Origin of the sequence: Streptomyces sp. ISL-36 (assembly GCF_018614205.1) — a bacterium.
In the GTDB taxonomy this organism is placed as follows: domain Bacteria; phylum Actinomycetota; class Actinomycetes; order Streptomycetales; family Streptomycetaceae; genus Streptomyces.
This window is the reverse complement of record NZ_JAGGOS010000061.1, coordinates 14,823-38,879: the sequence shown is the minus strand read 5'-3', so window position 1 is coordinate 38,879 and position 24,057 is coordinate 14,823. Positions and strand designations below refer to the sequence as shown.

At 71.2% G+C, this 24,057-nt stretch carries 25 protein-coding genes and 1 pseudogene; 11 read left to right on the top strand and 15 right to left on the bottom strand.

All coding sequences use genetic code 11. The features are described 5' to 3' along the window. Positions 1-82 precede the first annotated feature (82 nt). Positions 83-1,507, top strand: a complete 1,425-nt coding sequence (locus tag J7E93_RS16930) for an FAD-dependent oxidoreductase (RefSeq protein ID WP_308368687.1) — start codon at positions 83-85, stop codon at positions 1,505-1,507. 15 nt (positions 1,508-1,522) lie between these two features. Here J7E93_RS16930 and J7E93_RS16925 read toward each other — a convergent pair whose 3' ends face one another. After that, positions 1,523-2,326, bottom strand: a complete 804-nt coding sequence (locus tag J7E93_RS16925) for a MerR family transcriptional regulator (RefSeq protein ID WP_215070180.1) — start codon at positions 2,324-2,326, stop codon at positions 1,523-1,525. A 107-nt stretch (positions 2,327-2,433) separates the two neighbouring features. On the opposite strand from J7E93_RS16925, the gene J7E93_RS16920 reads away from it, so the two are divergent. Beyond that, positions 2,434-2,652, top strand: coding sequence for a hypothetical protein (locus J7E93_RS16920; RefSeq protein ID WP_215070178.1), 219 nt, complete (start codon positions 2,434-2,436; stop codon positions 2,650-2,652). Between the two features lie 119 nt (positions 2,653-2,771). On the opposite strand, the gene J7E93_RS16915 is transcribed toward J7E93_RS16920, so the two are convergent. Further along, positions 2,772-3,674 carry a MerR family transcriptional regulator gene (locus J7E93_RS16915; protein WP_215070176.1) on the bottom strand — a complete coding sequence of 301 codons (903 nt, stop codon included), beginning with the start codon at positions 3,672-3,674 and terminating at the stop codon, positions 2,772-2,774. Between the two features lie 112 nt (positions 3,675-3,786). On the opposite strand from J7E93_RS16915, the gene J7E93_RS16910 reads away from it, so the two are divergent. The 3 genes and pseudogenes from J7E93_RS16910 (at position 3,787) to J7E93_RS16900 (ending at position 6,235) form a co-directional block, all read left to right on the top strand. Beyond that, a complete protein-coding gene (locus J7E93_RS16910) occupies positions 3,787-5,406 on the top strand; it encodes an alpha/beta fold hydrolase (RefSeq protein WP_215070174.1) in 1,620 nt (539 codons plus the stop codon). Positions 5,407-5,481: 75 nt separating this feature from the next. After that, positions 5,482-5,978, top strand: a pseudogene (locus J7E93_RS16905) (DUF2975 domain-containing protein). After that, positions 5,978-6,235, top strand: a complete 258-nt coding sequence (locus J7E93_RS16900; RefSeq protein ID WP_215070172.1) for a helix-turn-helix transcriptional regulator — start codon at positions 5,978-5,980, stop codon at positions 6,233-6,235. The pseudogene J7E93_RS16905 and the gene J7E93_RS16900 overlap by 1 nt, the downstream one beginning before the upstream one ends. 28 nt (positions 6,236-6,263) lie before the next feature. On the opposite strand, the gene J7E93_RS16895 is transcribed toward J7E93_RS16900, so the two are convergent. The 7 genes from J7E93_RS16895 to J7E93_RS16865 all read right to left on the bottom strand — a co-directional run bounded on the left by J7E93_RS16895 (position 6,264) and on the right by J7E93_RS16865 (position 12,673). Continuing rightward, complete coding sequence (locus tag J7E93_RS16895; protein WP_215070170.1) at positions 6,264-6,713, bottom strand: hypothetical protein; 450 nt, start codon at positions 6,711-6,713, stop codon at positions 6,264-6,266. A 128-nt stretch (positions 6,714-6,841) separates the two neighbouring features. Then, entirely contained in the window at positions 6,842-7,282 is a 441-nt protein-coding gene (locus tag J7E93_RS16890; protein ID WP_308368686.1) for a hypothetical protein, read from the bottom strand. Positions 7,283-7,325: 43 nt separating this feature from the next. Beyond that, a complete protein-coding gene (locus tag J7E93_RS16885) occupies positions 7,326-8,582 on the bottom strand; it encodes a VWA-like domain-containing protein (protein WP_215070168.1) in 1,257 nt (418 codons plus the stop codon). Continuing rightward, complete coding sequence (locus J7E93_RS16880; RefSeq protein ID WP_215070166.1) at positions 8,579-9,841, bottom strand: MoxR family ATPase; 1,263 nt, start codon at positions 9,839-9,841, stop codon at positions 8,579-8,581. The genes J7E93_RS16885 and J7E93_RS16880 overlap by 4 nt, the downstream gene beginning before the upstream one ends. Before the next feature lie 134 nt (positions 9,842-9,975). Continuing rightward, positions 9,976-11,475 (bottom strand): hypothetical protein, encoded by a 1,500-nt coding sequence (locus J7E93_RS16875; RefSeq protein ID WP_215070164.1) that lies wholly within the window; start codon positions 11,473-11,475, stop codon positions 9,976-9,978. A 251-nt stretch (positions 11,476-11,726) separates the two neighbouring features. Next, positions 11,727-11,930, bottom strand: a complete 204-nt coding sequence (locus J7E93_RS16870; RefSeq protein WP_158984121.1) for a cold-shock protein — start codon at positions 11,928-11,930, stop codon at positions 11,727-11,729. Positions 11,931-12,091: 161 nt separating this feature from the next. Further along, positions 12,092-12,673 carry a TetR family transcriptional regulator gene (locus J7E93_RS16865; protein ID WP_215070286.1) on the bottom strand — a complete coding sequence of 194 codons (582 nt, stop codon included), beginning with the start codon at positions 12,671-12,673 and terminating at the stop codon, positions 12,092-12,094. Positions 12,674-12,781: 108 nt separating this feature from the next. Between J7E93_RS16865 and J7E93_RS16860 the strand changes: the two genes are divergently transcribed. Further along, positions 12,782-13,741, top strand: a complete 960-nt coding sequence (locus J7E93_RS16860; protein WP_215070162.1) for an oxidoreductase — start codon at positions 12,782-12,784, stop codon at positions 13,739-13,741. A 61-nt stretch (positions 13,742-13,802) separates the two neighbouring features. Here J7E93_RS16860 and J7E93_RS16855 read toward each other — a convergent pair whose 3' ends face one another. Beyond that, complete coding sequence (locus J7E93_RS16855) at positions 13,803-14,726, bottom strand: MBL fold metallo-hydrolase (protein WP_215070160.1); 924 nt, start codon at positions 14,724-14,726, stop codon at positions 13,803-13,805. Positions 14,727-14,854: 128 nt separating this feature from the next. Between J7E93_RS16855 and J7E93_RS16850 the strand changes: the two genes are divergently transcribed. Continuing rightward, positions 14,855-15,892: an AraC family transcriptional regulator gene (locus J7E93_RS16850; protein ID WP_215070158.1), complete on the top strand. Its 1,038-nt coding sequence runs from the start codon at positions 14,855-14,857 to the stop codon at positions 15,890-15,892. A 22-nt stretch (positions 15,893-15,914) separates the two neighbouring features. On the opposite strand, the gene J7E93_RS16845 is transcribed toward J7E93_RS16850, so the two are convergent. Next, the gene (locus J7E93_RS16845) at positions 15,915-16,610 is read right to left on the bottom strand and encodes an HAD-IA family hydrolase (RefSeq protein ID WP_215070157.1); all 696 of its coding nucleotides are present in this window, start codon (positions 16,608-16,610) and stop codon (positions 15,915-15,917) included. A 192-nt stretch (positions 16,611-16,802) separates the two neighbouring features. On the opposite strand from J7E93_RS16845, the gene J7E93_RS16840 reads away from it, so the two are divergent. Beyond that, positions 16,803-17,030, top strand: a complete 228-nt coding sequence (locus J7E93_RS16840; RefSeq protein WP_215070155.1) for a hypothetical protein — start codon at positions 16,803-16,805, stop codon at positions 17,028-17,030. A 79-nt stretch (positions 17,031-17,109) separates the two neighbouring features. On the opposite strand, the gene J7E93_RS16835 is transcribed toward J7E93_RS16840, so the two are convergent. From J7E93_RS16835 to J7E93_RS16820, 4 genes are all read right to left on the bottom strand, one after another. Then, the gene (locus J7E93_RS16835; RefSeq protein ID WP_215070153.1) at positions 17,110-18,051 is read right to left on the bottom strand and encodes a hypothetical protein; all 942 of its coding nucleotides are present in this window, start codon (positions 18,049-18,051) and stop codon (positions 17,110-17,112) included. A gap of 35 nt (positions 18,052-18,086) precedes the next feature. Then, complete coding sequence (locus J7E93_RS16830) at positions 18,087-19,508, bottom strand: APC family permease (protein WP_251066655.1); 1,422 nt, start codon at positions 19,506-19,508, stop codon at positions 18,087-18,089. A 258-nt stretch (positions 19,509-19,766) separates the two neighbouring features. After that, on the bottom strand, positions 19,767-20,534 hold the full coding sequence (locus J7E93_RS16825) for an NPP1 family protein (RefSeq protein WP_215070151.1): 768 nt from the start codon (positions 20,532-20,534) through the stop codon (positions 19,767-19,769). 215 nt (positions 20,535-20,749) lie between these two features. Continuing rightward, positions 20,750-22,249 carry an MFS transporter gene (locus tag J7E93_RS16820; RefSeq protein ID WP_251066648.1) on the bottom strand — a complete coding sequence of 500 codons (1,500 nt, stop codon included), beginning with the start codon at positions 22,247-22,249 and terminating at the stop codon, positions 20,750-20,752. 122 nt (positions 22,250-22,371) lie between these two features. Between J7E93_RS16820 and J7E93_RS16815 the strand changes: the two genes are divergently transcribed. The 3 genes from J7E93_RS16815 (at position 22,372) to J7E93_RS16805 (ending at position 24,029) form a co-directional block, all read left to right on the top strand. After that, positions 22,372-22,893 (top strand): MarR family winged helix-turn-helix transcriptional regulator, encoded by a 522-nt coding sequence (locus J7E93_RS16815; protein ID WP_215070147.1) that lies wholly within the window; start codon positions 22,372-22,374, stop codon positions 22,891-22,893. Positions 22,894-23,061: 168 nt separating this feature from the next. Next, the gene (locus J7E93_RS16810; protein WP_215070145.1) at positions 23,062-23,346 is read left to right on the top strand and encodes a hypothetical protein; all 285 of its coding nucleotides are present in this window, start codon (positions 23,062-23,064) and stop codon (positions 23,344-23,346) included. A gap of 164 nt (positions 23,347-23,510) precedes the next feature. Then, on the top strand, positions 23,511-24,029 hold the full coding sequence (locus J7E93_RS16805; RefSeq protein ID WP_308368684.1) for a GNAT family N-acetyltransferase: 519 nt from the start codon (positions 23,511-23,513) through the stop codon (positions 24,027-24,029). Positions 24,030-24,057 lie beyond the last annotated feature (28 nt).

Below are 24,057 nucleotides of genomic sequence, written 5' to 3'. Positions count from 1 at the left end.
GCCGACCGGTGAGCCCACAAGGGCCACCGACGTCCACGACTTCCAAGACTTCCACGATTTCGACGATTTCCACGGAGGAACCGTGACCTATCTGATGCCGCCCCGCGTGCCCCACAGCGTGGAATTGCCCCCACGCCGGGCGACGCACGCCGGCTCCACGCAGGTTCTGGTGATCGGCGGCGGACCGGCGGGCATCGGCGCGGCTCTGGGCGCCGCGAGCGCGGGTGCTCAGGTGGTGTTGGTCGAGCGGTACGGATTTCTCGGGGGCAACGCCACCGCGGCGCTGGTGATGCCGCTGATGAGCTTCCACAACGAGGTCAAACAGGCCGTCGTCGGCGACTCGGCACGGTTGCTGCCACCCGATCACGGGGAGGGCGAACCGGTCGTCGGCGGCGTGCTGTGGGTGTTGCTGGAGCAGCTGGTGCGTGCGCGCGCGGCGATCCGCCCGTCGATCGAGACCGGGTACACGGTGCCCTTCGACGCGGAGCTGTTCAAGCTGGTCCTCTACGAGCTGCTGGAGACCCACGAGGTCCGCACGCTGCTGCACGCCTTCGCCTCCGACGTCCAGATGCTTCCCGACCGGGCGCGAGCGGTGTTCGAGACGAAATCCGGACCGGTCGTCATCGACGCGGACGTGATCGTCGACTGCACCGGGGACGGCGACATCGCCGCCGCGGCCGGCGCCGCGTACGACCTCGGCCGGCCGGAGGACGGCTGGACCCAGCCCATGACGCTGATGTTCCGCATGGTCCGCTTCGACCATGAGGAGTTCGCGTCCTACGCCCGAGCCCACCCGGACCAGTGGAAGGGGGTGCACGGACTGTGGGACCTGGTCCGCGCCGCCACCGATGCCGGGGAACTCGACCTGCCGCGCGAGGACATCCTCTTCTTCGCCACTCCGAACCCCGGGGAGATCGCGGTCAACTCCACCCGCGTGACGGAAGTGCTCGGCACCAGTGTCTGGGACCTCACGCGTGCCGAGTTCACCGCTCACCGCCAGATGGCGCAGATCGCCCGCTTCCTCCGGGACCGCGTGCCGGGCTTCGCCGAGTCGTACGTCGTGCAGAGCGGCGTGCAGGTCGGTGTCCGCGAGACGCGCCGGATCGTCGGCGAGTACCAGCTGACGGGCGATGACGTGCTGAGTGCCCGCACGTTCGGCGACGCCATCGCCCGCGGGGCCTACCCGGTGGACATCCACAATCCGAGCGGCCGCGGCACCACGCTCAGACGACTTCCTCGCGGCGAGTCGTACGACATTCCTCTGCGCTGTCTCTTCCCCCGTGACGTGGACCGGGTACTGGTCGCGGGCCGCTGCATCTCGGGCGACCACGTGGCCCACTCCTCGTACCGTGTGATGCCGATCTCGATGGCCACCGGGCAGGCGGCGGGCGTCTGTGCGGCTCTTGCCGCGGCCCAGGGCAAACGCCCGCAGGACATCGCGGTGAACGCGGTCCAGCGCGAGCTTCGTTCGCAGGGGGCCAGCCTCCGGGGCCCCTTCGCAGGTTGACGGCCGCCCGCCGCGCTACGCGTCGGCGGACCTCGTCACACCACGGTGGGCCAGATAGGCGTGGAGGGCGCCCGCTGCGGCCAGGGCGCGCAGGCTGCGGCGGTTGACGTCGTGTTCGCGGCGGGTCAGTTCGGCGCGAACGCGTTCGGGGTTGCCCGTGGTGCGCAGTTCGCCGAGGATCGCGTCGATCGTCTCCAGGGGGTAGTGGCCTCGGCGGAGCAGGGCGACGACGTGCGCCAGGCGGGTCTCGGCCGGGCCGTAGACGCGGTAGCCGGTGCCGCGCTCGCGGTCCGGGCGGAGCAGACCGCGCGCCTCCCAGAACCGGAGCACGGGTGTCCGCACGCCGACGGCCGCGGCCACCTGCCCGATACGCAGGGGGCCGACGGCCTGCAGGCCGCCCTGCGCATGGCCGGTCCGGTTCATGGCGACCTTGGCGTCGGCGTCCGCGTGCCCGCCCGGGTCGGCGTTCGCGTCCGGGTCGACGTCCGCGTCCGCGTCCGTCAAGGCTGTGCCGAAGGCGGTGAGCACGGTGGCCAACGCGGTCCGCTCGCGGTCGAGCTCGGCGTGGGCGGCGTCGAGGGATGCCAAGGCCGCCGGCAGGTCGTCGCCGTGGAGGGCCCGCATGACGGTACGAGCGGCCGGCCAGCCGTGTCCGTCGGCGAGCGCACGGACAGCGGCGAGCGCGAGAACGTGTGCCTCGGTGAAGACGCGGTAGCCGCTGTCGGTGCGCTGGACCGGGGGCAGCAGCAGGCCGTCCACGTAGTTGCGCACCTGCTGCGCGGAGATGCCCGCAGTGCGGGCGACGTCGATCGCTCTCATCTGGCTGCCTCACCTGCATTTGAGGGTTACAGCACAGAGAATGCGGTAGTACCTGGCGGCCTGCGTGACAAAGCTTCACGAAGCACTTGAATGAAACACTGGAAGGCATGAAGTTCCTTCTTGAGATCGACATGAGCGACCCTGCCTTTCACGACAACGCCGCCACCGAACTCGGCCGCATCCTGCGCTATTGGGCCGGCAACCTGCGCCACTACTCCCTGGAGCCGGGCTGCCGCGAGAGCGTCTACGACTCGGCCTACCGGGAGGTCGGCCAGTGGTCCGTCGCCCTCCCGGCAGACGACGGGAACACCGCCGCGTCCCCGTAGGTCGTAGAGGTGGGAAGCGGTCGTCTTTGAAACTGCGCCGGACGGTGGCAGCGGGCTCGGGTTCGTCCGCGTGGCTGATCAGGCGATGAGCGGTGATGCCGGCGGCTCAGGCGGTCTCGTCAGGCGGCCCAGGTCTCGATGTCGCCGTGGAGCGCGGCCAGCAGCCAGTCGTGTGCCGCCCCGGGCGTGGGGTGTGCGGGGTCGGCCAGTTCGGCGGCGAGCTGCCAGTAGTGGTCGATGCGGGGGTCCGCCGCGAGGACTTCCCGCAGTCGGCGCCGGAAGTCGGGCGTGTCGCTCACCCCCCGCGAGCGCGTGTACGCGGCGACGAAGCAGTCGAGCGCGTCTCCCGCGTGCGGCGCGCGTCCCGCTCGTAGGGCCGGGGCCGCCAGGGCGTACGCCTCCGTGAGTCCGTCGTAGAGGACCGCCGGTCGATGGCCCCCGTCCGCCCGGTGAGCCGCGGGCTGGCCGCGGTCGTTGCCGACGCAGGGGCGGGAGACGAAGGCGTGGAGCCGGGCGAAGGCCAGCACCTGGGCCGGTGCCGGGTCCGCCGGGGGCTGCGGAACCGTCTGTTCGAGGATCGACGACACCACCCGGGCCGGGAGCCGTGGCGGCAGCCAGCGCCGCCAGAACCGCGCGAGGGGTTCCGTACTGGGTGGGGCGGTCACGGCCCCGACGAGCCGCAGTCGCTCGACACGCTCCCCCGCGGGGCAGTCCCGCAGGAGGGTCAGGGCGGCCTCGCGCCAGCGGAGGGCGGCGAGTTGGGAGCCCAGTTCCCTCAGCTGTCCGGCGATGACGTCCTCCAGGGCGTCCTCCTCGTCGAGAACCCGCCCCACATCCGGAACCGGAAGGTCCAACGTCCGCAGCGAACGGATCAGACGGAGCCGGTCGAGTGCCTGGGGGCCGTACCGGCGGTGTCCCCCGGCGCTGCGGGCGGCCTCGGGCAGCAGACCCCGGTCCGAGTAGAAGCGGACGGTCTTGACGGAGACACCTGCGCGCGCGGCGAGCTCTCCGATGCTCCACATGTCGTCAGGCGACAAGGCTTGAACCTCCCTCAGGGGGAGTTCCTACGGTACCGGCGAGCGCGGACGGCCCGTACGGGCGCCCCGCGCACCGAGAGAGCGTGAGGTGAGGTTCATGACGGCATTCATCCTGGTGTCGGGCACGTACACCGGCGGCTGGGTCTGGCGGGAACTCGCCGGTCTGCTGCGGGAGTCGGGGGCCGAGGTCCATCCGGCGACGCTCACCGGCCTCGGCGACCGCCGCCACCTGGCCGGGCCCGGCACGGATCTGGAGACGCACATCCAGGACCTGGTCGAGCTGATCGACCACGTGGACGCGCCGGACGTGGTGATCGTCGGCCACGACTACGGCATCCACCCGGTACTCGGCGCGGCCGACCGCCGCGCGGACCGGATCGCCCGGATCGTCCACCTGGACACCGGCATTCCTCGGGACGGCGAGCCCGCACTCCATCTGGTCACGGACCAGAAGGTGCGCGAACTGCTCCTCGCCGAGGCGGACACAGCCGGAGAGGGGACGGGGGGCGGGGCCGGGACTGGATCTGGGTCTTGGACTGGGACTGGGTCTTGGACTGGGACTGGGACGGGGACGGGGACTGGAGGTGAAACGAGGGGCGGAGCCGACTGGGGGGTCCCTCCGCCGGCGGCCGGTGACTGGCCGCGCTGGGGCAGCATCGCCGGCATCCCCGACGACGCGCTGGCCCGGCTGACCCGCCTCGCCTCCCCTCACCCGCGGGCCGCCCTCACCCAGCCGCTCCACCTGACGGGCGCGGCCGCCGAGCTGCCGGCGACCGGTGTCCTGTGCACCGGGAACGGGTCGCGCATCGCCACGGTCGAGGCCTTCGTGAGGCTCGGCGACCCCCGGTTCCAGGAGCTTGCCGACCGCCGCATGACGTTCTTCGAACTCGACACCGGACACTGGCCGATGCTCTCCGCCCCGGACGAGCTCGCCGCGGTCCTGCTCAAGGCGGCGACGGGGGACGGCTACCGGCTGGACCCCTCGGCAGGCGAGCGGCCGACACATCTGCGGCCGTTCCTCCTCGATGTTCCGGAGCGGCCGCGCGAACGGGTGGGTCACGTCGACCTCCACCTGCCCGAAGCGGACGGACCCCGGCCGGCGGTGGTGTTCGTCCACGGCGGCCCCCTGCCGGCCGGCCTGACGCCGACGCCGCGCGACTGGCCGGTCTACGTCGGATACGGCCGGTACGTGGCGGGCCTGGGCGCGGTCGGCGTGACGATCGACCACCGGCTGCACACCCTGGCCGACTACGAGCGGGCGGCCGAGGACGTCGCCGCGGCGGTCGAACTCGTCCGCGCCGACCCGCGGGTCGACCCGGACCGCGTCGCACTCTGGTTCTTCTCCGCCGGTGGGCTGATCTCGGCGGACTGGATCGCGGAGCCCCCGCCGTGGCTGCGCTGCGTGGCCGCGTCGTACCCGATCCTCGCTCCGTTGCCCAACTGGGGACTGACCGACACTCGCTTCCGACCCGTGTCCGCGCTGAGCGCGGCCGGCCGGAATCTGCCGATCGTGCTGACCCGGGTGGAGCGGGAACGCGTCGAGATCGCGGCGACCGTCGAGGAGTTCCTCGTCGCCGCGCGGACCCACGGCCGGGACATCGAGGTGATCGACGTTCCGGAGGGCCTGCACGGCTTCGAGACGGCGGGCCCCACCGACGGGGCCCGTCAGGCGGTGCGGGAGGCGGTGCGCTCCGTCCTGACCCACCTCAAGGCATGACCTCGCCGACCCTCCCCTTGCCGAACCTATCGAAAATCGATAGATTCCCATCGTAAGTCGATCGAAGGAGAGACGATGGGGAAGCTGGCCGTGCATGCACTGCGTGCCGTGCTCGTGGTGTTGTTCGCCGGCTCGGTGTTCGTACAGGCGGTGATGGTGCCGCTGTTGGCCCTCGACCTGGAGGGGCCGGGCGGGGAGCTCTCGCACCTGCGCACGCCGTTCCTCGTGATCACGGTCCTGGGAGTGGTGGCGGCCCAGGTCGTTCTGGTCTGTGTATGGCGGCTGGTGACGATGGTGCGACGCGGGACGGTGTCTCCCACGCCGCCTTCCGGTACGTGCATGTCATGATCGGCGCTTTCGTGGCGGCCGCCCTGCTGATCTTCACGCTCGCTGTCCTGCTGGCGCCGGGCGAGGCCGTACCGCCGGGCATCGTCCTGCTGCTGTGCGGGGCGGTCCTCGCGGTCCTGGGGGTCGCCCTCATCGTCCTCGTGCTGCGCATGCTGCTCGCCCAGGCCGTCGCACGCGATGTCGAGGCGGCGCAGATGAAGGCCGAACTGGACGAGGTGATCTGATGCCGATCGTCGTCGACATCGACGTGATGCTGGCCAGGCGGAAGATGTCCGTGAGCGAGCTGGCGGAGCGCGTCGGGATCACACCGGCCAACCTGGCCGTGCTGAAGAACGGCCGCGCCAAGGCGGTCCGTTTCGCGACGCTCGCCGCGCTCTGCGAGGCGCTCGAGTGCCAGCCGGGCGACCTGCTGCGCTGGGAGCCCGATGACGCCGAGGAGTTCCACGGCTCCGAGGAACCGGCGGACGCCGCGAGCGCCTGACGGCGCTACAGGCGGGTGGCCGGCACCGCTACAGGCATATCCAGCAGTACAGCCGCTGACGGCGGACGGACGCCTTCTCCGCAAGCGCGGCGAGGTCCATCAGGAATCCCGTCAGCCCGCTCGTGTCCGCCTCGGGGCCGAAGACTCCCGACGTGGCCCACTCGCGGGCCACGTCTGCCAGCTGATTCCGGTCGAAGCGGGCGAGGGAGTCACGCAGGGAATCGGTGAGTGACACGCTGACGACCTCGCCGTCACCCGCCATCCCGACCATATGGCCATGCCGAGGATCAGCTTCCACGTCACCGGCCGTTCTCCCGGTGACGAGCGCTTCGACCGGCAGCAGGTCGACCACCGGATCGACCCCCTTCACGACGAGCGCGTCATAGCCCGTCCCCGCCGGTCGGCCGTCCTCCCGGACGACAGCCCGCGCGGCGTCCCCGTCGTCAGCGGCGGCGTAATAACCGAAGAGAGCTCCCATGGCCACGAGCCTCTCACCCACCACTGACAATCGAGCCGGTGGAAGGCCGCTCCTGTCCACGGATCAATGGCTCGATGCGCCTCGTGCGCGACGACATGGTGACCGGAAGGCCGAGCGCCCAGGGTGAACTATGCGTCGGGGTGTGTCCATCGCTTGATGATGTGCGGCTGGGAGTAAGGCGCCGGCCAGGCTTGCAGCCGAAGCTGTTCGGTGGTCTCGGGTGCCTCGTCCGAGCCCATGCCCGCGTGGACGGCAGCGGCAAGGTTTCGCCGAGAGGCCCGGATGCGGGTCCAGCCGGCGGGCATGTCGAAGCGTGCTGCACCAGGGAGGTAGTCGGTGCAGCCCAGCACGACGAGTCGTCCTGACGTCAGGTTGAGGCTGGCCTCGACGACGTGGTCGAAGTCATCGCTGTCATCGTCCGGCCGTTCTTCCAGGACGTGGACGCTCACCGCGACGGTGACGTTGACCGCGGTGCCGATGGCCAGGGCATCTTCGGTGACACCCAGCCCGTCCAAGACTGCCTGCTCAGTCCACACGTCACTGACGTCGCCCTCGGACCCGTCGTCCACTACGTGGATCTGGAAAGCGGGCTCGCGAACCCGTGGCGGGGGCTCACCGAGTGGCGGGAGCGGACCCGATCGTCACCACGCGCGCCCAGGCGGGCGGCGCGTCGGGAACGTAGTCGGGATCGTCCTCGTCCCACGACCCGGCTCCGTGCCGGGGAAACAGGCCCACCACCGTCCGGCACGAGGGGCGAGCGGCCGGCCAGGGCGTCTGGCCGTCGGTCAGGACCACGACGACATCGGGGCGCGGCTGCGCACGAAGCGCCTTGGCGAAGCCCGTCCGCAGGTCCGTACCCCCGCCGCCCACCAGCGGTATTCCCTCGGCCCGGCACAGCGGATGCACGACACGGGCAGCCGCGTCGCACGGCAGTACGGTGACCAGGTCGCGACGGCCGCCCACGGCACGGGAGATCGCGGCGACCTCGAGGAGGGCGCTGCCCAGTTCGGTGTCACTGACCGAACCGGAGGTGTCGATGACCACGGAGACCCGAGGCGGCCTGCGTCGCAGGCTCGGCAGAACGACGCCGGGCATCCCGACCGAGCGCCGCGACGGCCGGCCGTAGGTGTAGTCCTCGCCGGCGCCGGGGCCGGAGGCCGCCGAGCGGACCGCCGCTCCCAGCAACTCGCGCCACGGCTGCGGCGGGTGGAACGCCTCCTCCGCCCATCGCTGCCACCCCTTGGAGGCGCTCCCCGGGCGGCCGGTGATGCCCTGCGCCACGCGGAACCGGACCGCGTCCCGCTCCTGCTCGTTGAGGCGGTGCGCGCCGTCCGGCCCGAGCTCCCACTCCCGTTCCAGTCCGTCGGCGCCGCTGCCGCAGTCCAGCCAGGCCAAGTCCTGCGTACGGGATCCGAGCCGGAACTGGCGCAGGTAGTCCTCCATCAGTTCGCCCTCGGGCAGCCCCAAGGACTCCGGTGCGACAGCGCCTTCGGGCCGAACCAGCCCCTCGCCGAAGACGTCGTCGTTGATCTCGCAGTCCGCAGCGATGTTCATCCGCAACCGTTCCGCCGGGCCGGTCAGCCCGCGCTCCCGCGCGACCCGGTCACTGCGGCCGTGGTGGTCGCGCAGCAGGTGCGAGACCTCGTGTACCCATACCCCGGCCAGTTCCTCGACCGGTGTCCGGTCCACGAACACCGGCGAGACGTAGCAGCGCCAGTACCGGTCGACCGCCATCGTCGGCACCCTCCGTGACGCGACGGTGTGCAGGGCGAAGAGGGCCGTCGCCAGGTAGGGCCGGACGCGTGCGGCGTGCAGTCGGGCGGCGAAGAGCTTGTCGAGGTCCAGCGTCCCCGGTGCGTTCGATGTCATCGGCCAGCCTTCGTGGCGACGGCCGCCCGGGCCGCCGCTCGGTCCGCTCTCCGGGACAGGGCCACCGCTCCGGCGAGCCGTTCGATCGATGCCGGAACCTCCCAGTCCTCGCGGCGCAGCGTGGCGAGGGTGGTGGCGGGGACGACCACCAGATCCGGGGCACCGGTCTCCACCGCCCGGACCAGGAGCGCCCAGGCCGCGTCCCATCGGGACTTTTCCGGGCGTTTGCGGACCGCCTCCACCACACCGTCGAGGACTGCTTGGCGCAGGTCCCCCCGCTGGGGCAGGTCGGCGGCGGCGGGGTCGGCGAGCAGCACCTCGGGGTCCGGGAGGTCCATCCGGTCGAGTCCGGCCAGCAGCTCCAGCCCCGGACCGTCCCCCACCGTGCCCCTGACGAGGAGGGACAGTACGTCCCGCGAGGAGCCGGCGGCGGTCGCGAAGGCGATCAGGGACAGGGTCATCTCCCAGCTCCGGGGGGACGGCCAGGGGCCGCCGCGGCGCGTTTCGTTGGTGGGCAGCCGGTGTACGAGCGTGGGGCGTGCGGAGAGCAGCCCGCACACCGCGCGGCGGGCGAAGGACACGGCCTCCGGCAGCTTCTCCGGGTCGAGCCGTGGCAGTGTCGCCCGGGGCCAGGTTCCGCCGAGGCCGCGTACCACCACCTCGTGGTCGTGGGTCCACTGGAGATGGACGAAGCGGTTGGCCAGAGGCGGGCTCAGCTCCCAGCCGTCGGCGGCCGAGGAGCGCGGATTGGCGGCGGCCACGATCCGGATGCCGGGCGGCAGTTGCAGCGAGCCGATCCGACGCTCCAGCACGAGACGGAGCAGGGCGGCTTGAACGGCCGGTGGCGCGGTGGACAGCTCGTCCAGGAACAACAGCCCTCGGCCGTCCCGGACAAGGCGCACCGCCCAGTCCGGCGGGGCCATCGGAACACCTTGTTCAGCGGGGTCGTCCCCGACGATGGGCAGCCCCGAGAAGTCGGACGGCTCGTGCACACTGGCGATCACCGTGGTCAGCGGAAGGTCCAGGGACGCGGCGAGCTGTGTCAGGGCCGCGGTCTTGCCGATCCCCGGCTCGCCCCACAGGACCACGGGCAGGTCGGCGGCCACGGCCAGGGTCAGGGCCTCCAGTTGGGTGTCGGGGCGGGGTTCGGTGGTGGTGTCGCGCAGCAGGGTCAGCAGCGTGCCCGCGACGTCGAGCTGGGAGGCATGGGCCGGTTCGGAGGCGGTGTCGGCAGCGGCGAAAGGAGTGCAAGTGGGCATGTGTGATCACCTTTGGGTTCGTGGTGAGCGACGTGGATGGGGTGAGCGACGTGGATGGGGTGAGCGACGTGAATGGGGCGGGGCGACGTGAAGGGGGCGGGGCGCAGTGAGCGCCCGGGACCGAGGTCCTCGGGTCAGCGCGAGGTCGCTCGGCGCGGGTGCGAGCGGCGGTGCTCGCGGGTACGGCGGTGGTCCCCTGGAGTCATGCGGCCGGGGCCGGGTTCGATGAGACCCGACCTGTACAGCCCGTAGGTGATCCGCTGTAGCGCGGCCGTCTCCAGTGCGTCCCGCAGCGGGCCGGTGCGCAGCAGCGCCTCGGGGCCGAGCAGGGCTTCGACGACGGCGATCGCCCCGGCGGTGTCGCCGTGGTCCAGGCGTTCGCGGACGCCGGTGAGACAGTCCGGACGACGATGTGCCTCGTCGATGGCCTGGAGGCAGGGAAGCGGCGTGCCGGTCAGTGCGACCAGCAGTTCCTCCCGCCGGATCTCGGCCGGGTCGTGGTCGAGCGCGGTCAGTGCCCCGTCGACCAGGCCGATGCGGTGCCGAGCTCCCCGGCACTCCACGAGGCGGGGTTGTCGTGCCCGGTCCGGGATGTGGGGAGGAGCGGCAGGCGAGTGCTCCGACAGCAAGGCCGAGGCGACCAGGGGGTGCAGCCGATGGGCCTCGATCGAACCGGTGCGGAGCAGTTCCAGGTCGGGCAGGACCCAGGTGGCCGCGTCGGGCAGGACCGGTAGTGCGGAGGTGCTGCCGTCCGTGGGGGCCGCGGCGATCCGCAAGGTGGGAGACGCCACGCCGTTCGCGCGCCCGTTCCCGCCCCTGTCCGCGTCGCCGTCCTCGGCCAGGTCCAGGACCAGGTCCAGGTCCAGGTCCAGGACCAGTCGATGCCGGGCTCCGAACCGTACGGTGAAGGTACGGGTGGATCGCTTGTCGGCCTGGAGAAGGATCGCTGCCTCGGCCGCCCACCGGTGCACGGCGCAGCGGTGCCCCGGTGGCACCGCCGCCAACAGCTCAGGGTCCAACAGGTCAGGATCCGGCGGCTCCGTGTCCGGCGTGCGGCCGTCGCGGCCTCCGACGGCCGGGAGCTCGGCCCCGGACCGGAGGCGCAGCTCATCGGCCCTCCGGGCATCCCAGAGATGGCGGTGCAGGTCGAGGCGGTACTTCCGGTGGGGACGGGGATGCGGATGGCGGCATGTGCCGACGTCGGAGAAGGATCCGTCCCACAGGGCGAGGCTGATCCGTTGACCGGCGTCCGCCCAGGCCGGCGCTGTCCGTGCCACGAGGTGCATCGGGCGGGCGCCGTCAGGCCCGTCGGCGTCGTACCGCGCCAGAGAGATGGTCAGTCCGGGGCGCAGGAGCCCGTCGGGAGCGATTCTCGGCATGTGCCAGCGCAGCAGGTCGGGCGCCAGATGTCGGAGGTCGGCCCGGATTCGGGCGGCCAGGTCCCGTCCATGGGAACGGGCCAAGGAACGGAGGTCGAGATCGATGTCGAAGCCTGCGGCGGCGCACGCCCCGGCCCAGTCGCCTGCACAGCGGCGGGCGGTCGCGGTCTCGATCATGGAGGGCGGCACGGCGAACTCACGCACGCGCAGCCAGAAGGAGAGGCGGGAATCCCTGTTCGCGGTCTCAGTGAGCATCAGCACTCACCTTGCGCGGACGGGACCCCCATTCTGTCATCAGAGTGAGTCTTCATCGCGGTGATCATAACGCTCGTTGCGTCGAACTACCAGGGGCCCGGGGCGTGTCGGGGCGCCACCGAGCGCCCGCCCGCCGACCGCCCGCTCGTCGCCACTGCCCTGACCTGGGCGGACTTCACGCCCCCTCAGGGCCCGCATACGCCGACGGCGCCCGCATCGTGCGGGCGCCGCCGAGGAGAGTGTGGCCGGGCTCAGCCGCGGATGATGTTCTCGGCCTGGGGGCCCTTCTGGCCCTGGGTGATGTCGAAGGTCACCGTCTCGCCCTCCGTCAGCTCCCGGTACCCGTTGCCGGAGATGTTGGAGTAGTGGGCGAAGACGTCCGGGCCGCCTCCGTCCTGGGCGATGAACCCGAAGCCCTTCTCCGAGTTGAACCACTTCACTGTGCCTCTGGCCATGCTCGTCCCTCTGCATCAATCCACCGAGCAGCTCAGGGTCGAGCTGCTCTGGCGCCCTCCTCGAGCGCCCGCTGCAGTCCTTCCCGGACGTCCCCGGATCTACACTCGATCTTTCGATCTCTTGCGGCGTCCGTGGGATGCGCACGGTTTCGACGTGATCGTCACTCCGCGTCCAGCGCCGGAGCGACGACGGCGAAGGCCTGGACCGTGAGTTCCGCCGGGCTCTGTGCGCCGTCGCTGTCGCTCCACCGTTGCAGGACGGCATTGAAGGCGGTCAGCGCCGTACCGGCGGCCAGCTGCGGGTACAGGTCGGTGGCGGGGTCGAGGCCGCGGCGGCGCCCCAGTTCCGCCGCCAGGTCGTCCCGCCACTGTGCCTGGCGTTCCAGGAAGCGTGCCAGCAGAGCGGGCGTGCGCAGGATCAGCTGGACGACGGGCAGTGCTCTCTCGGGGTGGTCGCCGCACTCGGCGAGGGGGACCGAGACGGCGTGCAGCAGTGCGACGGAGGGGCGTTCCCCGGCGGGGCGGGCGGCCAGCTCGGCGTGGATGCCGGTGCCCATGTCGGCCAGGAACTGGACGACCACGTCCTCCTTCGACGCGAAGTACCGGAAGAAAGTTCGCTTGGAGACGCCCGCGGCGGCCACGATCTCGTCGACGGTGACCACGTCGAAGCCCTTCAGGGCCAGCAACTGCAGGGCGGCTTGCGTCAGTTCGTCCGAGACCAGCTGACGCTTGCGCTGGGCCATCGTGATGCCGGGTCGGGGTGTGCTCACCGCGCCATCGTACACGCCATGCCTCGGATGACACCAAGGCGCGTCTTGACACCAAGTGCCATCACCGGCAACGTGTGCCGCATGACACAGCAGCGGTGGACTGCCGAGCAGATCCAGGACCAGACCGAGCGGGTCTTCGTCGTCACGGGGGCCAACAGCGGCCTCGGGCTGGCGACCACCCGGGCGCTCGCCCGCGCCGGCGGGCACGTGATTCTCGCGGTGCGCGACGAGGAGAAGGGGCGCCGGGCGGTGGCGCGGATCACCGCCGAGCGGCCGGGCGCGAGCCTTGAGGTACGTCACCTCGACCTGGCGGACCTCGACTCCGTGCGCGCCTTCGCCCACGGCGTCCGCGCCGACCATTCGCGGCTGGACGTGCTGGTCAACAACGCCGGCGTGATGGCGCCGCCCCGCTCGTTGAGCTCACAGGGCCACGAGCTGCAGTTCGCCTGCAACCATCTGGGCCACCTCGCGCTCACCGGACTGCTGCTCGATCGACTCGCGCTCGGCCGGGATCCCCGTGTGGTCACGGTCAGTTCGACCAATCACCGCCAGGGGCGCCTCTTCCTCGACGACCTCGCCGGTGAGCGCTCGTACGCCCCCATGAAGTTCTACAACCAGTCGAAGTTCGCCAACGCCGTCTTCGGCCTTGAACTCCATCGGCGGCTGACCGCGGCCGGCAGCCCGGTGCGCAGCCTGCTCGCCCACCCCGGCTACACCGCGACCAACCTGCAGACGAGCGCGCCGATCGGGATGGTGAAGCTGCTGTTCGGCCGCGTCCTCGCCCCGCTCGCCCAGGCACCGGAGCAGGGCGCACTCCCCCAGCTGTACGCGGCCACCGAACGGGGCGTGGAGGGCGGCCAGTTCATCGGGCCCGACGGCGTGGCCGAACTTCGCGGGCACCCCACGCGGGTGAAGCCGTCCCCGGCGGCGGCCGACACCGAGACCGGACACCGGCTGTGGGACGTCTCGGAGCAACTCACCGGCATTCGTTTCGACTTCGCCCACGCCCACCAGGCCCACCGCCCGGACTCTTCGAGCTGACTCCGTCCCACTGCCGTGTCCGTACGGGCCATGGTGACCTGTGCTTGTGGCCGGCCAGGGTCTAGCGCGGGCCGCCGACCGGCAGCCATCGGCCCGGGGTGAGCCGCTCGCCGTCCCGGTGGACTTCCACGGCTCCGGTTCCGGCGAAGTGGGCGGGGACGACCAGTTCGCCTTCCGAGGCGGCGCGTCGGAGGATGCGGCGGCGGCTGGCCGCCGCCTGTTCCGGATCCAGGCAGAAACAACTGTTGCAGGCGGGGCGGAGAATCTGCACCGGGCTGTGCAGCACGTCACCGACGAAGACCGCCCGTTCGCCTCGGGAGGCGAGCCGCATGACGGAGGAGCCGGGCGTGTGGCCGGGTGCGGACTCCAGGGTGAGATGGTCGTCGATGCGATGGTCGCCGTCCCACAGGACGGCCTGCCCGGCCCGGCGGACGGGCGCGATGCTGTCGGCGTAGACGAGGTCGTCGTCCGACGGGCGGCCGTCGCCGCCTGCGCCGCCGGGGGCGGATCCGAAGTGGGCGTCGTCTGCGGCCGGGATGAGGTACTGAGCGTTCGGGAAGGTCGGGACCCACTGCCCGCCGACGTCCCTGGTGTTCCAGCCGACGTGGTCGGCGTGGATGTGGGTGTTGACGACGATGTCGACGTCCTCCGGGCGGACTCCGGCCCGAGCCAGGGGGCCGAGGAAGTCGCCCTGCCAGTGGTGGAACTGCGGCATCCCGGGCCGCTCGCGCCCGTTGCCGACCCCCGTGTCGATCAGGACGGTGCGTCCACCGCTGCGCAGCACCCACGTCTGCAGGGCCATGACCGCCGTGTCGCTGTCCGGCTGCCAGTGGTCGGGGGCCAGCCAGTCCTCGTTGTCCTTCCACACCTCGGCACCGGAATCGGGGACGAGGTGCCGGGCGGGCGCGAACCCTCCCTGCCACTCGACGACTCGGACGATCTCGACATCTCCCAGCATCGTGCGCTGAGTGCTCTGGTTCTCCATGAGGTCGACCCTAGGAACCGGCAGGTGAGACTCTCGATACTCGTCCGACTCTTTCGGATACGTGTACGTCTCACACCCGACGGGTGGGGACAGGGACGGGTACCCGGGCGGGTCGGTACTCTGAGCCGATGGATGTCGTGAGCGACGCGATCTCGACCGTACGCATCGGGCGGCCCTCCTCCGACAAGGTCAGGATCAGCGGGAGTTGGTGCACCCGGCTGGCCGCGTACGACGGGGCGGGCTTCCATGTGGTCCTGAAGGGCAGTTGCTGGCTGCTGCCGGACGACGGCTCGCCGGTCTCGCTCGGTCCGGGCGACGCGGTGCTCCTGCCCCACGGCACCGGACATGTGATCGCCGACGCTCCCCTCGATGCCGCGGGCGTCGCGCGCGCGGTGCCGTTCGACCGGTGGACGGAGCATCGCCGGCCGGGGCCGCCCCCAGCGGCGTACGACGAGGTGGAAGTCTTGTGCGGGAAGTACAGGCTCGATCGTCATCGCGCGCACCCACTCCTGGCGGAACTCCCGAAGGTCGTCCACCTGCCGCGGCGAGTCGGCGGCGGCGGAGAGCTGAGCGCCGCCATCGAACTGCTCGGGAGCGAACTCGACGCGCGTCGGCCCGGGACGGGCATCGCGCTCCCCCATCTCCTGGACCTTCTCCTCATCTACATGATCCGGTCCTGGATCGCCCAGAGCACTCCTGGGGCCGCGGGCCACTCCGGGACCGGGGGGACCGGGACCGGGGAGGGCTCCGGGGCCTCCGGAAGCACCGGTATGTGGCCGGCTGCCCTCGGCGACCCCGTGACGGCCGCGGCCCTGCGTGCCGTGCACGCCGACCCGGCCGCGCCCTGGACCAACGACCGACTCGCCGTCGAAGCGGGCGTCTCCCGCCCCACGCTCGCCCGCCGCTTCACCGCCATGACCGGCCGCCCTCCCATGGCCTACCTCACCTGGTGGCGCCTGACCCTCGCCGCGACCCTTCTGCGCACGACCGACGACACCCTCGCCACCATCGCCCAGCGAGTGGGCTACGCCAGCCCGTACGCCCTGTCCCACGCCTTCAACCGGGAGTTCGGAACCACGCCGGGCCGGTACCGCGCGCGCTCGACGGCGGGGACGACCGTGCTCGGTTCGGCCCCGGACGGGACGCCTCGCGTCCGCCTCGATTGATGACCTCGACGAGCGACGCGGCCTACGAGTGCATTCCCGTGGAGAACCCAGGGGCATCTGCCCCCAGCGCGTCCAGGCGCTGCTCCCAGAACCCCCGGCGGCCGACAGCGGGTGCGGCCTTCAGGTGGTGGGCGATGCGAGCGATGGTCTCGGTGTTGCCTTCGAACAAATGGGCCTGCATGCCCGCCCCTTGTGCCGCCTCGACGTTGACCATGACGTCGTCGATGAAGAGGCAGTCCTCCGGGCGCACGCCGAGGCGGTCGCACATGACGTCGAACGCTCGTGGGTCGGGCTTGCCGATTCCGATCTCGTGGGAGTAGACGATCTCTTCCACGAGTTCGTCGAAGTGGTACGACGCCGTCTCCCGCTCACGGGCACCGACGAAACTATTGCTCAGGATGCCGAGCCTGCACCGGCGGCGCAGCCCCCGGACATGGGCGATGAGCTCGTCATTGGGCGTGCCCAGGTAGTCGTGCCAGAGGTCGGCCATGAAGGCGTCGACCTGCGACGCGTCGAGGCCGAGGTCCGCCGCGACGCGGGCGTGCACCTCGTGCTCGCTGACGCTGCCGAGACTCCCGGCCTGCCACACGTCTCCCAGCCGGGCGTGGACGGTTCCCGGCGGGAGCGAGAGACGCTGTTCCCAGCGTTGCACCCATCCCTTCTCCGGCGTGATCTCCAGCACGCCACCGATGTCGAGAATGACGCAGGGCAGAGCCACAGGATTTTCCCCTGCCACTTGATCCGTGGCCGCACTGTCCGTCACCGCACCGGGGTCCGGTCAAGTGATCTTCCTGCTTGTGACAGACCTGTTTCGCCCGCGCGTTCCCACGGCGAGGGCCAGAAGGTGTCGATCCGGTCACGCTCGGGGACGGGCACGTGCCGCACCGCCGCGGGCGGCGTTGATCCCGGCGTGAGCTGCCTCGACGGAACCGAAGGTCACACCCACTCCGCGGCCCTCCTCGGGGCCTATTGGCTGGAACCGGCCGGAGACGACCACGACGGATGCCCACGGTGTCCCGGACCGGAGCGTGCTGGATCCGGGCGCAAACTCGCCGTGGTGCGCTTCGTCATGGCCGGACTCGCGGCCGTCACGGTCCTCGCCGCGCTGACCGCGGCCCTCGCGGGCGCACCCCGCTGACCGACCGGGCCGGCCGCAACCGCCGCAACCGCCGGACCCGCCGCACCCGCGAGGAGGTGGCACCCGGTTCGGCGCGTGGTCAGGTTCGCGTCTTGTCGCGCCAGTGGGTGAAGAGGCTCTCCGCGTCGCCGCTGTACGACCAGGGGACCTTCGTGGCCCGGTTGTCCAGGAGGGTGAAGACGGCACCGGCCTGCTCGTGCATGCCCGCGTGGACCAGGCCGTGGGCCAGGTGGTTCAGATCGGCGACGTCCTGGGCGTATGCGGTGGTGCGGAGCGCGATCCACTTCTCCAGGGAGGTGCGCAGGTCCCAGCGGGCACGCTCGCCCGTCCAGTGGTACGTCAGGCCGATCGCCGTCCTGCCGTCCGACTCCGTGCTGTGCCGGTACTCCTCGGCCCGTGCCACCTGCGGCAGCGCCACGAGGGGGGAGCCGGTCGGGGCGTAAGCGGCCGCGTCCCAGGCGAAGTTGTACGCTGCGGCGTTCGAGCCGTGCCATCGGGCCGCCAGGTACCGGAGCGCCTGGTGGTGGCCCTCCCGGTGGTAGGGGTCCCTGGCCTGGAGTTCCTTCCACCAGTGGGCCATGTTCGGATCCCCGTCCTCGTACAGCCTGCCGAGTGTCACCAGGGAGACGAAGGGATACGGGTCGTCGGGCGCGAGGTCGGACGCCTGGAGACAGAGCCGGGCCACCCGGTCGAGGCTGTCCCGGGCCGGGAGCGTCCCGTTGCGGGCGTGGGCGAACATGCGCATCACCTCGGTCTCCGCGCGCAGCACCGCCGCGTCGGGGTTCCCCGGCTCCGACGCCTGCCAGACGTCCACGGTGCGCCGGTTCGCCGCCGCGTCGGCCAACAGCCGGATGCGGTGCGCCCGTCGGTCCCAGTCGTCGCGGGGCCGCTTGGACAGCAGCTCGCGGGCGCCTTCCCAGCGGCCCATCACCATGTCCTGACAGCCCTCGGCGAGGGCACGGTCGCCGAACGTCCGGTCGTAGAGCGGTCCACCGGGACGGCGGCGCAGCCAGGCTGCCATGGCAGAACACTCCTCGGGTCGGACCGGGCGGAACGTCAGAAGTCGGTGAGGACGTCGTCGCGGCGTTCCGCTCCGGTGAGCGCCGGTTCGGGTCCCGCTCCCCCGTCGTACGCGTCCATCGCCTCGGCCTGTTCGGAATCGAGCGGCCGGGGACGGAAGTACGAGCTGCCGCGCGACCAGGACAGGAGCATCGGCACCACGCCGAGCGCGAGAGCGCCGAGACCGATGGCGAGGGCGGCGCCCGTCAGTTCCGGCAGGGACCTGACGAAGATCCACATCATGAAGAGCGCTCCACCGAGCGGCCACAGGCCGATGAGGACGAGGCTGCCGACGGACGTGAACAGCGTCTTTCGGTAGGCGACGACGACCGAAAGGCCCGCGAGTGCGTAGTAGAACGCGATGGGAAGGCCGATTCCGCTGACGGCGTCCCGGACGAACTGGGTGCCGGAACCCACCGCTGCGGAGACGACGACGAGCAGCAGGGCGAGCGCGGCCACGCCGGCCGTCGCCACCCAGGGTGTCTGCCACTCCCGGTGCACGCGGGCGAACACTGCCGGCACGGTACGATCGCGACCCATGGCGAACAGGGTCCTGGTGGCCTGCAGCAGTGCGGTCTCCAGCGTGGCGATCATGGACAGCATCACCGCCAGTACGAGCAGTCGGCCGCCCCAGCCGGGCCAGACGGCCTCGCCGATCAGGGAGAGGAAGCTCTCCGGGTTCTCCCGCACCGCGTCGACGCCGATGACGACGTTGGCGGCGACGGTGAAGACGACGAAGACGGCGAGCGATACCACGACGCCGACAAGGCCGCCGATACCGAAGGCGCGGCGGCTGTTCCGGGTCTCCTCGCTGAGGTTGCTCGTCACGTCCCAGCCCCAGTAGCTGACGCCGGCGATCAGCGCCCCGGCGACGAAGGAGTGGGAGCCGTCGAAGTGGCCGAAGCCGAACCAGGAGAGGGAGAAGTCCGTCACGGTACGGTCCTTGGCCAGGGCGGCCACGGCGAAGGCGAGCAGCAGCAGGAGTTGCGTGCCGGTGAGGAGCCGCCGGGCGTACGGGCTGATGCGCGCGCCCAGTGCCACGACGACCGCCATGAGCAGGAACCAGCCGGCTCCGACGACTGTGGCGGTCGCGGTGTTCCCAGCCAGCGCCGGGTCGATGAGCGCGAGGGTGGCGGCCCCGGCGGGCACGGTGGCGGAGACGAGGAAGACCGTGGTGGCGACGACCAGCGCCCATCCGGCGAGGTAGCCGAGGAAGGGGTGGAGGGCGCGGGCCGCCCAGGTGTAGGTGGCGCCGGCGTTGACGTCGAGTCGGCCCAGGTGACGGAAGGCCAGGGCGATGCCGATCATCGGGATCGCGCAGTACAGGAGCACCGCCGGACCGGCCACACCGACGGCGAGGACGAGCGCGGGGATCGTCGCCGCCACGGTGTACGCGGGCCCGCAGCCCGCGATCGCCATGACGATCGAGTCGAACGTCCCCAGGGCGCCGGCCCGCAGGCCGCCTCCCTCGCTACCGGTCCTCTTGCTCACGTGCTGTGCCTCTCCGATGACGTACAGAGGCAGGATCCTGCCCGGCCGGGCTCGGAAGCACAAGAGGCGATCTGCGATTTCTTTTGAACAGGCAACCTCACAACGTCTGGACGCTCGCCCGGAGCGCCACACTGCTACGGATTTCGTTGCCTCCGGCCCTTTCCCCTCCGGCTCGCTCCTCTCCGGTCAGGCGTGGGGGTCGAAGGGGATGCCGGCCGGCCTGGCCTTCTCCAGGTGGGAGGCGAAGTTGCCGTCCTTCAGGCCGAAGACGGCACTGCCGAAGTCGGCCTGGCTCAACTTGTCGCGGAGACCTGCGGGGTATCCGTTCCAGCCGACGAGCGCGGGGAACTGCCACTGGTGGTCGTGGTTCTCCGGCGGCTCGTCGTTGGAGTTGGCGGGACGGAAGCAGTGCGTGCTCCATCCGTCCTTGTGGTAGACGACCTTGGGATGCGTCCCGTCCCAACGGATCGCGTCGCGGCCGTAGACGGCGAAGTTCCCGTGGGCGGACGTGGAGACGTACCGGGCCTCGTTGTTCTGGACCCAGACCACCACGTGTTCCCAGTCGTGGCGATGTCCGCCGAGCCCGCTGCCGGCCACGGCCTGGTCCTTCTCGAAGTAGAGGCCGTACATGATCGCGCACCAGCCGTTGTTGCACTTGGACCGCGCGTACCCATTGGTGTTGTCGAGGTCCCATGAGTCGCGGCACTGCCCGTTGAGCGCCCCCGACGGGTTGAGTCCGCTGTTGACGGTGCCGTCGGGGCCGATCGCGGGCGTGGGGTAGCAGCCGTCCGTGTCGTAGTCGTAGGCCGGCTGGAACGTCTGCTCCAGCCCGTCTGCGAGGGCGGGCAGTGCCGTCGGCGGGGCGGCGAGGGCGCTGCCGGGAAGGGCGACGACCAGGGCGATGCTGGTGCCGAGGATGAGCGAGGCCCGGCGGATCCGCGAACTCGTCTTCAACTGCGTCCTCCTGGGTGACCGCGCGTGCGAGGGCGGGAGCGCGATGGCGATGGATGGCATTGACATGCCCAGATCAGATCCATCGAACCTCGAACCAGGAACCTCGAACCAGGGACCTCGGACCAGGAGCCTCGAACTGCGCATCTCGAAGCCGACCGCCGCCCGGCACGACCCGGCGGCCGAGGGCCGGTCGGGTCGTGGGGCGGCGGTGCGCATCAGACCTCCGCTTCGACCTCGGCTTCCACCTCGGTCGCCGAGCGCGGTGCGGCGGTCGTCCCGGCGGAGTCGGCCGCGGGGCGCACCGGGATGAGGAAGGCGACGGCCGCGGCCGCGAGGCCGACCCCGCAGCCGATCAGCAGGGCGATGCGGAACGCGTCCTCGGACGGCAGCGGATGACCACCGAAGTCCGTCGTCAGCTGGGCGAGGACCACTCCCATGACCGCGGCCGAGACGGAGCTGCCGATCGAGCGCATCAGCGTGTTGAAGCTGTTGGCCGACGCCGTCTCCGACCGGGGAACGGCGCCCATGATGAGGGCGGGCATGGCCCCGTACGCGAGGCCCACACCCGTGTTGCAGATGAGGGTGACGACGAGCAGGCCGCCGGTCGACCCCATCAACAGCAGGGAGGAGGCGTAGCCGAGAGCGATGACGAGGCTTCCGACGCCGAGGGTGATCTTGGGGCCGCGGGCGGCGGTGAGCTTGGCGCCGAGCGGGGCGAGCGCCATCATCATCAGGCCCGCCGGGGCCATCCAGAGACCCATGGCCAGCATGGACTGGCCCAGTCCGTAGCCGGTGGCCTCGGGCAGCTGGAGCAGCTGGGGCACGACCAGCGACTGCGCGTACATCGCGAAACCGACCAGGATCGAGGCGGCGTTGGTCATCAGCACCTGGGGGCGGGCGGTGACGCGGAGGTCGACCAGCGGCTCGGCGGTACGCAGCTCCCACCGGCTCCAAGCCAGCAGGACGACGACGGCGGCGGCGAACAGTCCGAGCGTGGTGCCGCTCCCCCAGCCCCAGTCGGACCCCTTGGAGACGGCGAGCAGCAGGCAGACAAGGGCGCTGCCCAGGCCCAGCGCGCCCGGCACGTCGAAGCGGCCCGGGCGGGAGGCGGTACGGCCCGCGGGAACGAGAAGGCGGACCAGGACGCCGACCATGAGGCTGAGGCCGGCGGCGACCCAGAACAGCACGCGCCAGCTGGCGTTCTCGGCGACGGCCGCGGAGAACGGCAGACCGAGCGCGCCGCCCACGCCCATGGAGGCGCTGATGAGTGCGATGGACGCGCCCAGCCGCTCTGCGGGCAGTACGTCACGGAGCAGGCTGATGCCCAAGGGCACGACACCCATGCCCATGCCCTGCAGTCCGCGGCCGGCGATCATCGGGACGACGGAGGAGGAGAGGGCGCAGACGACCGAGCCCGCCACGAGCGGCGCGACGGAGATCAGCAGCATGCGCCGCTTGCCGTACATGTCGCCGAGCCGTCCGGCGACCGGCGTGACCACCGCCGCGGAGAGCAGGGTGGCCGTGACCACCCAGGACGCGTTCGACGCCGTGGTGTCGAAGAGCCTCGGGAGGTCGCCGAGGAGCGGCACCACCAGGGTCTGCATGAGAGCCGCCACGATGCCCGCGAAGGCGAGTACGCCGACGACACCGCCGGGGCGGGCGTCGGTTCTTGGGCTGTTCACGGGCTTCTCCGCTCTGACGGACTCCACGGACATTCGATATGCATGATGCATATCGAGTGCAGCATACACATCGCATGTATGCTGCATAGTGCAGGGAGGTGCGAGCGGCCGTGGCGGTCGTACCGACGCACGAGGGGCTTGGGAGGATGGCGGCCATGGAGAAGCCCACGCGCCTGGTCGAGTTCGAGACGATGCTGATCGGGCGGCACTCGCATCTGTCCAACCCCCGGACCCGGAGCGCGGGCGGGCGGCTCGACCGCAGCGCCTACGTGCTGCTGTGCCGCATCGAGATGGAAGGGCCCCTGTCCATCGGCCAGCTCAGCGAAGCCTTCGGCCTGGACACCTCCACGCTCAACCGGCAGACCGCCGCGATGCTGAAGGCGGGTGTCGTCGAGCGCATCCCCGACCCCGAGGGCGGCATCGCCCGTAAGTTCAGCATCACCGAGGAAGGACGGCGCCGTCTGGAAGCCGACCGGGCCGCGCACGTCCACGGCCTGGAGCGGGTCCTGAGCGACTGGACCCCCGACGAGGTCGCCGCCTTCGCGGCCTACCTGAGGCGGTTCAACAGCGACATCGAGCGCCTCGAAGGACGCCCCTGGCCCCGCCCCGGCGCGCACGAGAACACCGGTCCCGCGCACAAGAACACGGGTCCCGCACACGAGAACACCGAGAGGTGAGGCGGCGCCGCGGTCCGGCGGTGAGAGCGCGACGCCTCCGAGGGGGCGGCAGCTGCCCCGTACGGCCCTGGCGGGGTGCCGCCGGGTCGTGTGCGTGGTCTGCTGGCCTGGATCGACGGGCCGCCACCGTGGCGGTGGAGGGGGCCGGACGTACAACAGGGAGACCCCGTGGCCATTTTCGTCCAGGCCGAGCTCGCGGGCGTGACGACCGCGCAGTACGACGCCCTCAACGCGCGGCTTCTGGAACTGCCCGGCAACCCGTTCGAGGGTTGCCTGTCCCATGCCGCCGTCTCCACCGGCTCGGGCCTGCAGATCTTCGATCTGTGGGAGTCCGAGGAACACATGCGGCGCTTCTCCGACACCCTGATGCCGATCGCCACGGAGCTCGGTATGCCGATGGGGTCGGAGCCGAAGATCACCCAGGTGCACCACCACTGGGTGCCGGGCGCGTGATCACGCCCACCTGATAGGTTCTCCGCACGCGCGTTCGCGCGACGACCGCTGCGACAAGGGAGGTTGATGAATATGGCCCGCGCCACGCTTCGTCAGCATGCCCTTCTCCGGGTCGCGCACGACAGGTGAGCGACCCGGTCGTCCCGAACGACCAGGAGTCTCCCGTGTCATCCTCTCTCTTCCCCATCGGTACCGATCTGACCACCGACCGGCTTGTGCTGCGCGTGTGGTCCACCGACGAGATCGCCGCCGTCGTCGGCGACCAGCGGTCGGCGCACTGGGCGGAGGACTTCCCCGCCGAGGGCGACCGCGTCATCGCGGGTGTCATCGCCGACCTGCCGGACGCGCTCAGCACCGCGTACGGGCACCGTCAGATCGTCGAACGGGCCAGTGGCCTCGTCGTCGGCAGCATCAGTGCGCTCTGGCCTCCCCACGAGGGCGCCGTGGAGATCGGGTACGGCGTCGTGCCCTCGCGACGCGGCCTCGGCTACGCCCCCGAAGCGACCCGCGCCCTGGTGGCGTACGCGCTGACGTCCCCCGACGTGCACACCGTGTACGCGGACGTGGAGCTCTCCAACCCGGCCTCCGTCCGCGTACTGGAGAAGGCCGGTCTACGGCGCTGGAGCGGCGACGCGACGACCGCCCGGTTCCGTACGGTCGTACCGGAGCCGAGGCTGCCGTAGCCCCACAAGGGCGGTGGTGGAGCGTGTC

Bases quoted from the DNA above. Each gene is read 5' to 3' on its own strand.
- J7E93_RS16925 (WP_215070180.1), bottom strand. From the start codon at position 2,326: ATGAGAGCGATCGACGTCGCCCGCACTGCGGGCATCTCCGCGCAGCAG.
- J7E93_RS16920 (WP_215070178.1), top strand. From the start codon at position 2,434: ATGAAGTTCCTTCTTGAGATCGACATGAGCGACCCTGCCTTTCACGAC.
- J7E93_RS16915 (WP_215070176.1), bottom strand. From the start codon at position 3,674: ATGTGGAGCATCGGAGAGCTCGCCGCGCGCGCAGGTGTCTCCGTCAAG.
- J7E93_RS16910 (WP_215070174.1), top strand. From the start codon at position 3,787: ATGACGGCATTCATCCTGGTGTCGGGCACGTACACCGGCGGCTGGGTC.
- J7E93_RS16900 (WP_215070172.1), top strand. From the start codon at position 5,978: ATGCCGATCGTCGTCGACATCGACGTGATGCTGGCCAGGCGGAAGATG.
- J7E93_RS16895 (WP_215070170.1), bottom strand. From the start codon at position 6,713: ATGGGAGCTCTCTTCGGTTATTACGCCGCCGCTGACGACGGGGACGCC.
- J7E93_RS16885 (WP_215070168.1), bottom strand. From the start codon at position 8,582: ATGACATCGAACGCACCGGGGACGCTGGACCTCGACAAGCTCTTCGCC.
- J7E93_RS16880 (WP_215070166.1), bottom strand. From the start codon at position 9,841: ATGCCCACTTGCACTCCTTTCGCCGCTGCCGACACCGCCTCCGAACCG.
- J7E93_RS16875 (WP_215070164.1), bottom strand. From the start codon at position 11,475: ATGCTCACTGAGACCGCGAACAGGGATTCCCGCCTCTCCTTCTGGCTG.
- J7E93_RS16870 (WP_158984121.1), bottom strand. From the start codon at position 11,930: ATGGCCAGAGGCACAGTGAAGTGGTTCAACTCGGAGAAGGGCTTCGGG.
- J7E93_RS16865 (WP_215070286.1), bottom strand. From the start codon at position 12,673: ATGGCCCAGCGCAAGCGTCAGCTGGTCTCGGACGAACTGACGCAAGCC.
- J7E93_RS16860 (WP_215070162.1), top strand. From the start codon at position 12,782: ATGACACAGCAGCGGTGGACTGCCGAGCAGATCCAGGACCAGACCGAG.
- J7E93_RS16855 (WP_215070160.1), bottom strand. From the start codon at position 14,726: ATGGAGAACCAGAGCACTCAGCGCACGATGCTGGGAGATGTCGAGATC.
- J7E93_RS16850 (WP_215070158.1), top strand. From the start codon at position 14,855: ATGGATGTCGTGAGCGACGCGATCTCGACCGTACGCATCGGGCGGCCC.
- J7E93_RS16835 (WP_215070153.1), bottom strand. From the start codon at position 18,051: ATGGCAGCCTGGCTGCGCCGCCGTCCCGGTGGACCGCTCTACGACCGG.
- J7E93_RS16830 (WP_251066655.1), bottom strand. From the start codon at position 19,508: ATGGCGATCGCGGGCTGCGGGCCCGCGTACACCGTGGCGGCGACGATC.
- J7E93_RS16820 (WP_251066648.1), bottom strand. From the start codon at position 22,249: ATGTCCGTGGAGTCCGTCAGAGCGGAGAAGCCCGTGAACAGCCCAAGA.
- J7E93_RS16815 (WP_215070147.1), top strand. From the start codon at position 22,372: ATGGAGAAGCCCACGCGCCTGGTCGAGTTCGAGACGATGCTGATCGGG.